A 12,933-nucleotide genomic window follows, 5' to 3' on the forward strand; every position below is an offset into this window, starting at 1 on the left:
CGATCACAAGGGCCGCCCCGGGGCGGAGCGCGCCGAGAGCGCGTGCTTTAGCGAACTGCGCACAATCGAAGGCGTTGTCGGCTTACTCACGACGCCCGTCGCTCCTTGAACACGTCCGACGACCGCCTCCGGGTTGCCGGTCATGAAAACCACCGTCACACCGAATTCCTCAACGAGACGTCGCCCGATTTCGGGGCCGGTTGCCCCGTCAGCAAGGTTGACATCGACAAACGCGATATCGGCCATAGGTGCCAGCCTCAACGCTTGTTCCTTGTCGGTTGCAAAACCGATCACGTCGAGCCCCATGTCCTTGACTATCGATTCGAGGTCAATGGCAATGAGGAACTCGTCCTCAACGATCAAGACGCTTTGATTGGCAACCCCGTTCGTCGGTGGATTGCTTTCGACATCGCTGCCCATAAGTCGTCCCTTGTTCTGTTCTTTCGCAACACTTTTTACGCTCAACTTCATGTTGACCGAGAGATAACGACGTTTGGGTCGATATGTTCCAGGTTGGAGCGAAATAACTTCAGGGCAAACCACTGTTAACATTGACAAATCATTAATGGCAAATTGCCATTCACGTAAGATCCCAGCTGATCTTGCCGGAATATCAACCGGTTGCCTTGAAGGCTGGAACCGATTTTCCGCGAAAATCGCGCAGAAATACCACCTCAGGTTCTCTATTTTCGGCGGCTTTGACAGCAATGCGAGGACTGGGGGGTCGGGCAGACCGGCTTTTTTAGGGGAGCTGGTGGCCATGTCGAGGTCTCCCGGATTGCTGATGGTAACGATTGTACACGCTCCGCCACCAAACAAATCAAAAGCCGGTATCCCACGCCTATGTGGGCCCGCCGCGGCCGCCCTTTGGCTCATTCCGAGACAGGGCCTTGGCCGAGTTGACAACCGGTTGTGGAGTGCGGAGAGTGCACCCCCGGACCAGCGCCAGCACCTTTGGGGGACTTAATGTCTGTACGCGCGTTTTTTGCCATCGCTGCAGTTGCTCTCGCGTCGATCACCGCAAGCCTTCCGGCATTTGCGGCGGACACGAAACGCGAAATCCAGACAATTCAGGACGCGGACTACTTCGGCTTCGATTTGCGGACCGAACAGAACCTTACGTTGGATCAGTGCAAAGCTTCCTGCATCGGCGACAGGTCCTGCAAGGCCTTCACCTACAATCCGAAGGTGAAGTGGTGCTTCCTGAAGTCCGACTTCAAGACGATGAACGCATTCCCGGGCGCCATCGCCGGAAAGATCGTCGAGACCGCCGCCCAAAAGCAGGAGCCGGATATCGGCGCCGCTCCCCGCTTGAGCTTCCTGTCGGGCGATGTGATCCAACAGGCGCGCGACGACAAAGCCAATCTCGAAGTGGCCGACGATCAAGAGGGCCAGAGCGCCGACAGCCTGATTGCCAACGGCCGCCTCGACCTGACGGCAGGCAATGCGATCGACGCGGTGAAGTCTTTGCGCAGTGCACTGGCGCTTTCCCCCGACAATGCCGACCTTTGGCTGGAAACGGCGCGCGCCGGCGACAGCTTCGCCAAGACCGACGACAATAATGGCAGCGAGATCTACGGACAGGCGGTACTGGCCGCCGTCAATGGCTATGACTTGACACGGACAACCTCTGCCCGTGCCGAGGCGCTTTCCGTACTTGCCGCCGCACTCGACAAGAACACCAACTATCGCGCTGCCCTCAACGCCTACAAGGCAAGCCTGGCGCTGGTGAATTCCAAAGAGGTCCAGGCGGCCTTCCTGCAGCTGAAATCGACGCAAGGGTTTCGCATCACCGAGCATACCGTCGACGCTGACAATGCAAGTCCGCGCGCCTGCGCGACGTTCTCCGAGCCTCTCATCAAGACCCTGGACTATACGCCTTTCGTGACGCTGAACGGTGCTGCGCCCAAAGCACTCGAAACCAAGGACAAGCAGGTCTGCATCGAAGGACTGACCCACGGCGAAAATTACAAGATCAGCTTCCGCACCGGCCTGCCCTCCTCGGTCGACGAGGTCCTCGAGGCTCCGGTCAACCTTGACATCTACGTCAAGGATCGTACGGCCAGCGTGCGCTTCACCGGCGACAGCTTCGTGTTGCCTTCGACCGCGCGACGCGGGATCCCGATCGTTTCCGTCAACATGACGTCGGCCAACCTCAAGCTTTACCGCATCGGTGACCGTGGCATCGCACCGCTTTTGACGAGCTCGCAGTTCCTGACCCAGCTCGATGGCTACAGCGCACAGCGGATCGAAGACGAGAGTGGCGAACTGGTCTGGCAAGGCGCAATCGATATTGCCAACGATCTGAACAAGGATGTCGTCACGAGCTTCCCGGTGGACGAGGCACTGCCAGAGCGTAAGCCGGGCGTCTATGTATTGACGGCAACGGCACAGAACGCCCTGGATCAGGACTGGAACGCCCAGGCAACGCAATGGTTTGTCGTTTCCGATATCGGGATTACGACGTATGCGGGTACCGATGGCCTCAACGTGTTCACCCGCTCGCTTGCCTCGGCAAAGCCGATTGCTGGCATTGAGCTGCAGCTTCTGGCGAAAAACAATGAAGTGCTTGCAACTGCAACGACGGATGAGAACGGTCGGGCGATGTTCACCGCCGGCCTTATGCGTGCAACGGCTGCCCTGGCGCCCGCTGTGATTACCGCCAGGAACGGTGACGCTGACTACGTGTTCCTCGATATGACGCGCGCTGGCTTTGATCTGTCCGATCGCGGCGTCACCGGTCGTGCCTCGCCTGGCGCCATCGACGTCTTGAGCTGGACGGAGCGCGGCATCTACCGCGCCGGCGAAACGGTTCATGCGGCTGCCCTTGCCCGCGATAGCGATGGCAAGGCCATCGAGAACCTGCCGCTGACCTTCATCTTCCTGCGTCCCGATGGCGTCGAGGACCGCCGGATCGTCAGTCAGACCAGCAATGTCGGGGGCTATGCCATCGACCTGCCCGTTCAGGAAAACGCCATGCGCGGCACCTGGACGATGAACATCCACACAGATCCTAAGGGTTCGCCAATCGCGACCAAGACCTTCCTCGTCGATGACTTCGTGCCCGATCGCACCGACATGGAGATCAAGACGGAAGCCAAGGTCATCGGCCCTGAAACGGCCGCGACAATCAACATCAGCGGCAAGTATCTTTATGGGGCGCCGGCGGCCGGACTGTCACTTGAGGGCGATGTCGTCATCAAGCCGACGCGCCAGGCAGACGCCTTCCCCGGCTATGTTTTCGGCCTCGCCGACGAGGAAGCAAGCGAAGACACACGCCAGACGATCGAAGGCCTCCCCGAACTTGACGAGAATGGCGAAGCTGTCACGGAGTTGACTGTCGGTGATCTGCCGGCGACGACGCAGCTTCTCAATGCCACCGTCTATATTCGCATGCAGGAAGCCGGCGGTCGCGCCATCGAGCGTTCGCTCGTCCTTCCCGTCAAGAACCAGGGTCCGATGATCGGTATCAAGCCGGAATTCTCTGGCGACCTTGGCGAGAATTCGATCGCCAACTTCACTGTCATCGGCGTTGATGCTGGCGGGGAAAAGCAGGTGATGGGCGGCCTTCGCTGGAAGCTCTCTAAACTGGACCGCGATTACCAATGGTATCGCGACGGCACCGCCTGGAAATACGAGCCGATCTACACCGCCAAGCAGGTTGCCAATGGCAATGTCGACGCGTCCCTCGACGGAGCGAAGATATCATCTCCCGTCGCTTGGGGACGCTACCGCCTCGAAGTCGAAAGCACGGAGACCGACGGCCCTGCTTCGAGCGTGGAATTCGATGCGGGTTGGTTCGTCCAGGCAACATCGACGGAGACCCCTGACGGGCTTGAAGTCGCGCTGGACAAGGACAGCTACAAGATCGGCGAGACAGCCAAGCTGAAGGTCTCGTCGCGCTATGCGGGCGAATTGATGATCGCAGCCGGCACGGAAAATCTCGTCGCCGTCCAGAACGCGTCCATTGGCGAGAACGGCGGTGAAGTCGAAATTCCAGTCACCTCCGAGTGGGGTGCCGGCGCCTACGTGACGGCCACCCTGTTTCGCCCCGGTGACACGCAGGACAGCCACATGCCGATGCGTGCCATCGGCGTGAAATGGCTGAAGGTCGAGCCGGCAGAGCGTGCATTGCGCGTCGCGATCGACACACCGGAGAAGATGCTGCCGCGCGCACCGCTGCCAATTGCGCTTGCCGTTTCCGGTGCCGGCGCCAACGAGGAAGCCTATGTGACCGTAGCCGCCGTCGACGTCGGCATTCTCAACCTGACCCGCTACGAACCGCCAAACCCCGAAGACTGGTATTTCGGCCAGCGCCAGCTTGGTCTCGAAATCCGGGATCTTTACGGACGGCTGATCGATGGTTCGCTCGGCGCCACCGGCAAACTCAGGACCGGTGGTGACGGCGGTGCGGTGGCGCTTCAGGCAAGCCCGCCGACGCAAAAGCTCGTCGCCTTCTTCTCCGGCCCGGTCAAACTTGACGCCGAGGGCAAGGCAAATGTCAGCTTTGACATCCCGCAGTTCAACGGGACAGCCCGTGTCATGGCGCTCGCCTGGTCGAAGGCCGGCGTTGGCCATGCGACAAAGGATGTCATTATTCGCGATCCGGTCGTCGTGACAGCGAGCGCGCCGCGCTTCCTCGCACCCAAAGACAGGTCCGAGCTTCGCCTCGATATTGCCAATACCGACGCGCCAGCTGGGGACTTCAAGCTGACCGTTTCCGGTAACGAGGCGGTGGGTGTCGACCAGGCGTCGCAGACGATCCATCTTCCAGCCGGCGCGAAAACTGCCCTGACGCTCGCCGTCACCGGCAAGCAGCCGGGCAATGGCAGCGTTTCGATCAAGCTTTCTGATGCGGCTGGCCTGTCGCTCGATCAGACAGTCGACGTCCCTGTCCGACCGGCGGTTTTGCCGATGACCGAACGCCGCGTGCTGGCTCTCAATCCAGCCACCAAGCTTACTGTCGACAAGGCATTGCTGGCAGACAGCGTACTGCCAGGCGCCTCCGTCAGCGTCAGCGTCACGCGTTCGGCCGCTTTCGACATTCCAGCTCTGCTGATGTCGCTTGATCGCTACCCGTTTGGCTGCGCCGAGCAGACGACGAGCCGTGCCCTGCCTCTGCTTTATCTGAGCGAGCTTGACAGGCAAGCCGGCCGGGAAGATGACGCTGACGTCAAGAAACGCGTTCAGGACGCAATCTACCGGGTGCTCTCCTATCAAGCCTCGGCGGGAAGTTTTGGCCTCTGGGGGCCTGATAGCGGCGATCTCTGGCTCGATTCCTATGTCACCGATTTCCTGACGCGCGCGCGCGAACAGAAATATGACGTACCGGATCGCGCTTTTGCGCAGGCGTTGGAAAACCTTCAAAATGCCTTGAGCTACGACGTCAATGTCAAGGATCAGGGCGACCAGATCGCCTATGCGCTCTACGTTCTCGCCCGCAACAAGAAAGCGGCGATCAGCGACCTTCGCTACTATGCCGATACGATGATCAACGATTTCCCGACGCCGCTTGCCAAGGCCCATATCGCGGCGGCACTGGCCCTTTACGGCGATGCGACGCGGTCGAAGAACATCTTCGTCGATGCCTTGCAGATGTCGGAACAGTCGATGGTGACGCGCGTCAATCTTTCGAGAACGGACTACGGCTCGATCCTGCGCGACGGTGCCGCAATCCTTGCTCTTGCCGCAGAAAGCCGCCCCGTCCCGCCGGTGGTTTCTGAACTCGCAAAAGCTGTCGCCAAGGAATGGAACCACAGCAAATACACAAGTACGCAGGAACAGGCCTGGATGCTGCTTGCCGCGCGAGCCATTCAGGGCGGCGACGATTCGATCAAGATCGACGTCAACGGCGCGCTGCACAACAGTGCCTACATGGCCAAGATGACCGGGGATGCCTTGATGGGCAATGCGCTGACGCTCACCAACCAGACGAGCGAGCCCGTCTCAGCAGTCGTCACGACGGTTGCCGCCCCCGTCGTGCCACCGCCCGCCGGTGGGGACGGCTTCGCCATCGAGCGCACCTACTACACCCTGGATGGCGAAGAGGCGAATGTGACCGAGGCCATGCAGAACGAACGCTATGTCGTCGTCCTGCACATCACGGAAAGCAATAACTGGCCATCGCGCATCGTTGTGACGGATCTGCTACCGGCCGGCTTCCAGATCGACAATCCAAGTCTGGTCGACAGCGCGCAGCTGACCAACTTCGATTGGATCGGCGAGGTCACGGCCGCCCACACCGAATTTCGCAATGACCGCTTCGTGGCCGCATTCAACCGCTCGGCGGACGACAATCGCGAAATCAACGTCGCCTATGTCGTACGCGCCGTCACACCGGGCACCTATGATCATCCGGCAGCCGCCGTCGAGGACATGTATCGACCGCAGCTTTCTGCGCGCACGGCAACCGGCAAGATGGAGGTCACCGCAGCGTCGAAATGAGTGTGCAGAAGAAGCTCGCGATCGCAGGCCTCGCCGGCATCCTCATTGCCGGCGTCGGGCTGGCCTTGCTCGACGCTGCCGACCGGGCCTATCCGCCGCCCCTCGACAGGGCGGACACCGTCTCTGCGGAAGTGCGCGACGCTGACGGCCAGTTGCTGCGCGCCTTTGCAACGCCTGAGGGTCTCTGGCGTCTGAAGACCACAGCGGCCGATGTCGACCCGCAATTCCTAAAGATGCTTGTCGCCTACGAGGACCGGCGGTTCTACACCCATGCCGGCGTCGATCTGCAGGCAATAGGTCGTGCCGCCATCCAGCTCGTCACCAACGGCCACATCGTTTCTGGCGCATCGACGCTGTCGATGCAGGTCGCGCGGCTGATCGAACCGCGCCAGGGCCGCTCGCTGTCGGCCAAGCTCCTGCAGATGGCGCGCGCCCTCCAGATCGAACGACGGCTCTCCAAGAAGCAGATCCTTGATCTGTACCTGACGCACGCGCCCTATGGCGGCAATCTCGAAGGTGTGCGGGCTGCAAGCCTTGCCTATTTCGGAAAAGAGCCTCGGCGGTTGACTGTCGCTGAGGCCGCCCTCCTTGTGGCGCTGCCGCAGCTACCGGAAAAGCGGCGTCCGGACCGCAATCTCTTGACCGCCGAGGCAGCGCGCAAACGTGTTTTGGAACGCGTCGCCGTCGCCGAGACTGTCGGTGAGGGTGAGGCGGCACGTGCCGAAATCGTGCCGGTGCCGTCTCGGCGCATGCAGCTTCCAGCGCTCGCCGCGCACGTGGCCGAAGCGGCGCGACGCAAGGATTTAAAAGCGCTGCAATACCAGACGACCTTAAAGAAGCAAGTGCAAGAAGGGTTGGAAGCCGTTGCCCGCGCCTCCGCATTGAAACTCGGCCCGAAGCTGTCGATCGCAATGGTCATGGCCGATGCAGAGACCGGTGAGATCGTCGGCGAAGTTGGCTCGGCCGACTACTTCGACACCAGCCGTTCAGGCTGGATCGACATGACGCGTGCCAGCCGTTCGCCTGGCTCGACGCTGAAGCCGTTCATTTATGGCCTTGCATTTGAGGAAGGCCTGGTGAGCCAGGAGACGATCATCGAAGATCGTCCGGCCGATTTCTTCGGATACCGGCCACGAAATTTCGACATGAGCTATCAGGGCGACGTCACCGTGCGCGAAGCTCTGCAATTGTCTCTGAACGTACCCGCCGTCAAGCTGCTCGATGCCGTCAATCCGGCCAAGCTGCTGATCCGCTTTCGCCGTGCGCAGGTGCGTCCGCTTTTGCCCCCGAACGAAACACCCGGGCTTGCAATCGGCCTGGGTGGCCTCGGCATTACGCTGAAGGATCTGGTCCAGCTTTACACCGCGCTCGCCAATCGGGGCCAGCCGGTGCAGATCGGCGATGGCGTCAACGACCAGCCTGGCAAGATCGATGGCGAGGGCATGCTTGACCCGGTGGCTGTCTGGAATGTCGCCGATATCCTGTCGGGTGTCATTCCACCTGCCGGCGCTCCCAAGCAGGGGATCGCCTACAAGACCGGCACGAGCTATGGCTATCGTGATGCCTGGTCCATCGGCTATGACGGGCGCCATGTGCTTGGCGTATGGGTCGGACGTCCCGACAATGGCGCTGTGCCAGGATTGACGGGTTACGGCACCGCGGCACCCATACTTTTTGAAGGATTTGCAAAATCAGGCATCGCAACGACGCCCCTTTCCCGTGCACCTTCGGGAGCAATGCGGATCGCCCAGTCCGAGCTACCGATCAGCCAACGTCGTTTTGCCATCAATCCAAGCGGCCTGTTGGCAACCTCCGGCCGTGAACCGGCGCCGCAAATTGTCTATCCGCCCGAGGGTGCGCATGTCGATCTTGGGGCGAAGAACGGTGAACTTTCGCCCTTGATGCTGAAACTACAGGGCGGACGCGCTCCCTTCCGCTGGCTTGCCAACGGCAAGCCGTTGACGGATCTGTCGCGGCGTCGCACCAATCAGTGGATACCGGATGGCGGCGGCTACTCGAAGCTCACCGTGATTGACGCCATGGGCCGGGCCGCAAGTGTCGGCGTTTTCGTCGAGTGATCACGTGCAGGGAAAACTAAGCACAAAGGTCGCCGGTTGTGAGGGGAAATCGAAAGTACAGCCAAAGCTAGACTTCGGCTGGAAAGTGGTGGCCCTTGTAACGATGAGAGATCGGCCGGGCGGGACCCGTGGTCATGGCAGCAACTATCACCGTAATCCTAAAGGCGATGCTTCACCGATCGGAACCCCTTGCGCTCGACGAGGTGATTCAGGCGACGACGATCGGCGAGGGTCGGTTGCGAATAGCATCGGGACATGCCAAAAATCTTCAAAGGTAAATCTTTGAAATCCTTGAGATCATTGGCATCTCGCACGCGCTTAAGAGGGCATCCGCGCGGATCCAATGCGGAGAAGATCAAAGATCAAGGGCGTGATCTGGCCGGAGTGCTACCTGTTTGGCGTGTCAGGATGGTGCAAAACTAAGTCTTTTGACCCATCGCAAACCTCCCAACGGCTAGGTGGCAATCGACAGGCACTTTCTTCCATAGTTGTTGCGATAACAGGCGATCTGTGCCTGCGGGGCCTGAATTCGGCCGCTTACCCTGTCGCCCGCGCGCGTTTTTCGTTGGCTAGCAACGTAGGAGCTTCGATGAAAATCGGATTATTCGGCCAGTTCGGCAGTGGAAACAGCGGTAACGACGGTTCCCTCGAAGCAATGTTGAATTTGCTGCGCGAGCGTTGCCCTGAAGCCGAACTCCTTTGCATCTGTTCCAATCCGGATCTCGTCAGGAAAAAATATGGGGTTCCCTCTGTCGGTCTCAGCGGCACGATCTCCGGCAGTCCGCGAGCGGATAGGTTGAACCGCATCCTGGGAAGAGTGCCGCATCGACTCGCACGCATCAGGTCCCTTTTCAAACAGGTCAAAGTGCTCGACCTCATCATCATACCGGGAACGGGGATCCTTGATGACTATCAGGAAACGCCCTGGGGATGGCCGTTCGTCATCTTCCGATGGTGCCTGGCCGCCAGGCTGCGTAACGTTCCCGTCGCCTTCGTCAGCATCGGCGCCGGCCCGATCTCGCATCCGCTCAGCCGATTCTTCCTCAGAACCGCCGCGCAAACCGCCAAGTACCGATCCTACCGTGACGATTTCTCGCGCCGATACCTAGAAAACATCGGCATGGATGTCGCTCAGGATTTCCGATTTCCCGATATCGCCTTCCGCCTGCCGGCACCGAAGACTGCCCGGGTCACCGAGGGGCCGCACCGCACCGTCGGTCTTGGTGTCATGCATTATCGGGGCTGGGCCAAATCGAGCCGTGATGGGAACACGATTTATCGGACCTATATTGGCAGGCTTGCAGAGTTCGTCATTTGGCTTGCAGGCGAAGGTTACCATATTCACCTGCTGACCGGCGATCTGCGCGACCAGATCGCTGTCCACGACCTGATGAAGAAAATTAAGGATATGGATGGACAAAGCGCGCTCGACCAGGTGGCCGTCGGGCTCGGCGAAACCCTGCACGATCTCATGCGCGAAATCGAACAAACCGATGTCGCGATTGTCTCGCGCTACCATAACGTCGTCTGCTCGCTGAAACTTGGCCGACCGATCATTTCACTCGGATACGCTCAAAAGAACGACGATCTCCTGGCGGAGTTCTCGCAGGATCAGTATTGCCAGCACATCGAGACGTTCGATCTGGACATGCTCAAGCTGCAGCTCCACCAGATACTGGCCAATTTCGATGATATCCGGAAGCAGATTAAAGACGGCAACGACAGGGTTCAGAAAAGCCTTGCCGAGCAAGACGAGCTTCTGACGGAACGCCTGCTTGCGCCGCGCAACGCGAGAGGAAAACGCCCAAACCCGATCGGCAGCGATTCACGAGCCCTTGGCTGATAAAGCGGCATGTCTCTTGAGCGCCCGATCCTGCAGCATCTTCGCCGCCAGATAGCGCACGGGAGGAAAAATCGCAGCGGTCGGCCGCAGCCGGATCGCGTGCAGCAGGAGTTCCATGGCGCCAAGCTCGCCGCGGCTCAGGCTGGAAAGGGCGGAACCGTAGGATCGGTCGCTCAGAGCACGTTTCACCATCCTCAGCATCTCCGAAGCATTGTGCAATGAGGCGCCGTCTCCGCGAAAGAAAGAGCGGTAGGCGGCTTCGAACTGCAGGTTCCATTGGTGAGTGGTCTTGACGGAGGAGGACTGGTTGAAGGAATGCACTCTGGCGATCGCCTGGTGACTGCTCGTGTGCGCCACCTTGCCTCTGGCCGCTATGCGCAACCACATTTCGAGGTCGTCAGTGTGGGTAAGGCTCGGATTGTAGTGGCCGACGGCTTTCTGGATCGCGGTTCGAACCACGACCGTGGGACCGCTGATCGGATTGCCGCCGCTCCTGCACAGTCTTTCGATCAGGGCGGTCCCTTCTTCGACGGACCATGTCGCGGGCTGCGGATCGATCACGCGTGTATCGACATCTTCCGGCTTCAGGAAGAAGGCCTCTCCATAAGCCAGGTTCACTTGAGAATATTGCTCCATCACGCTCACCGCATTTGACAATGCATGCGGCGTCAGCAGATCGTCGGAGCAAAGGATGAGAAAATAATCCGACTGCGCCCAATCGATGCCTTCATTGAAGGATGCGTGAGGGCCAAGGTTTTGCGAGCGCAGGCGAAGCTCTACCCGCGGATCCGCCGCGGCGAGCCTCCGTGCAATCTGGGCGCTGTCGTCCGTGGATGCGTTATCGATGATCAAGACACGCAACGTCTCGATCTTCTGTCGAAGTATGCTGCGGACACAACCTTCCAGGTAGTGACCGTAATTGTAGTTCGGAATGGCGACATCAAGGCTGGGCATGACACTCCACTCACTCGTTATGCCGCTGCGCTGGGTTTTCGGATCCACCGCCCAAGTATTCTTTCCAGAATCGCCGGCAGCTCATCGAGCAGAGGGTGTCGAAAGACGATAATCCCGGTCATCCATCCAGTCGCCGCGAGAAAAATGCAAAGCGCGCTCTCAGCAAGCGAAAGGCCGAAGTCGAAGCCGCTCAGCGCGACTATCATGAGGGGACCTGCGATCGCCATCAGCGTAATTACGCCGCTTCTGGCAAGAACGGCGAGCAATCCCTTCCATTCGAACGGAACGCGCCGCCGGATGTAGCGAAAGGAGATGTACATCTGGAACGGCAGCGAGATGAACTGGCTCAGCGCCAGTGCGACAAGCCCGTGAAAGCTTGCAAAACAGATGATCACAGTCGAAACGCCCCGCCCCACGAAATTCGCCGTGAACGCGTCCCTGTTTGCTCCGAAGGCGACGAGCACGGGATAGGTCAGGATATTGGCAAACGAGAATATGGTTGCGCAGCACAATATCCGCAGGATCGGCACGACCGGCAGCCAACCGTGCCCGAGAACGATATTGACGATGGGATCGGCCAGAATCGCGAGCATCAGGGACGACGGCCAGAAGAGAACCGAGATGTAGCTGACCATCCTCAGATAGGTTTCCTTGATGGCACGCTTGGCTCTCACTTCGGCGGCGAACGCAGGAAACGCGACGGAAAAGGCCGCCGACAGCATGAGCTTGTCGGGAAGACCACAGACAAGATTGGCACGGTTGAAGATACCGACGGCCGACGGAAGCATGATACGCCCCAGGACGAGCTGCGGAAGCGATTCATATACGCGGTCAAGAACCGACGAAGCACCCTTGTATCCACCGAAGCCAAAGATGGACCTGCTGCCGACAAGGCTGGGGCGAAACATCCATATCTCCGGCTTGGCATGGAGTGTCAGGACAGCCCTAACGGCCGCCGCCGCAATCACGGCGATCGCCAGGCTCATGAAGCCGTAGCCCTGCCATGCCGCAACCAGTGCCACGATCGCATTCGCAACAGCACCGGCAACATTGATGCGCGTGAGCGAACCGAATTCGATTTCTCGACGCAGCAACGCGGTGTGGGGACTGACCAGCCCGTCTATCACGCCTGAAACCGCCACCAAGCAGATGAATGCCTGCAGTGAAGGAATGCTATAGAACGATGCGATGAAGGGCGACAAAAGGGCAAGGCCGACTGCGATGATGGTCGACAAGCCGAAGACAAGCGTCGTCCCCGTTCTGACATCGGCCGGCTGGAGCTTTTCGCGCTGGATCAGGAATTCCGATGTCGCAAACTCGCGCACCGTGAATGCGATGGTCCCGATGCTCAGGCCGATGGCGGCGACACCGATCGCGGTAGAGTCGAGCAACCGGGAGAGGACTGCGATCAATACCACGCTGATGACAATTTGGCAGTATTGATCCAACGTCGCCATAAAGAAGGCACGGCGAACAGTCCCCATAGAACGAGATCCTTGATTCTGTTACAGGATTCTTGTCCGGCGACGAACGCTCGCACTGCAGGCAGGCATCGCCGGGGTTAAGTCTATTTGCGGCGGAGGACAACTATGCCGAGATCTTCAGCGATGTGCC

6 protein-coding genes are annotated in these 12,933 nt (G+C 59.6%); 3 read left to right on the forward strand and 3 right to left on the reverse strand.

What is annotated here, in order from left to right; genetic code table 11:
• Window positions 1-3 precede the first annotated feature (3 nt).
• Window positions 4-420 (reverse strand): response regulator, encoded by a 417-nt coding sequence (locus tag ATY80_RS19170; RefSeq protein ID WP_088694079.1) that lies wholly within the window; start codon window positions 418-420, stop codon window positions 4-6.
• Window positions 421-966: 546 nt separating this feature from the next.
• On the opposite strand from ATY80_RS19170, the gene ATY80_RS19175 reads away from it, so the two are divergent.
• The 3 genes from ATY80_RS19175 to ATY80_RS19185 all read left to right on the forward strand — a co-directional run bounded on the left by ATY80_RS19175 (window position 967) and on the right by ATY80_RS19185 (window position 10,365).
• Window positions 967-6,444, forward strand: a complete 5,478-nt coding sequence (locus tag ATY80_RS19175) for an alpha-2-macroglobulin family protein (RefSeq protein WP_088693922.1) — start codon at window positions 967-969, stop codon at window positions 6,442-6,444.
• Window positions 6,441-8,522, forward strand: coding sequence for a penicillin-binding protein 1C (pbpC, locus tag ATY80_RS19180; protein ID WP_088693923.1), 2,082 nt, complete (start codon window positions 6,441-6,443; stop codon window positions 8,520-8,522). Before ATY80_RS19175 ends, pbpC begins: the two co-directional genes overlap by 4 nt.
• Before the next feature lie 589 nt (window positions 8,523-9,111).
• Entirely contained in the window at window positions 9,112-10,365 is a 1,254-nt protein-coding gene (locus ATY80_RS19185; protein ID WP_088693924.1) for a polysaccharide pyruvyl transferase family protein, read from the forward strand.
• On the opposite strand, the gene ATY80_RS19190 is transcribed toward ATY80_RS19185, so the two are convergent.
• The gene (locus tag ATY80_RS19190; RefSeq protein ID WP_088693925.1) at window positions 10,348-11,319 is read right to left on the reverse strand and encodes a glycosyltransferase; all 972 of its coding nucleotides are present in this window, start codon (window positions 11,317-11,319) and stop codon (window positions 10,348-10,350) included. The genes ATY80_RS19185 and ATY80_RS19190 overlap by 18 nt on opposite strands.
• 17 nt (window positions 11,320-11,336) lie before the next feature.
• Window positions 11,337-12,803 carry an oligosaccharide flippase family protein gene (locus ATY80_RS19195; protein WP_088693926.1) on the reverse strand — a complete coding sequence of 489 codons (1,467 nt, stop codon included), beginning with the start codon at window positions 12,801-12,803 and terminating at the stop codon, window positions 11,337-11,339.
• Window positions 12,804-12,933: the final 130 nt, after the last annotated feature.

It is taken from the genome of Rhizobium sp. R711, assembly GCF_002211365.1.
Lineage (GTDB): Bacteria > Pseudomonadota > Alphaproteobacteria > Rhizobiales > Rhizobiaceae > Rhizobium.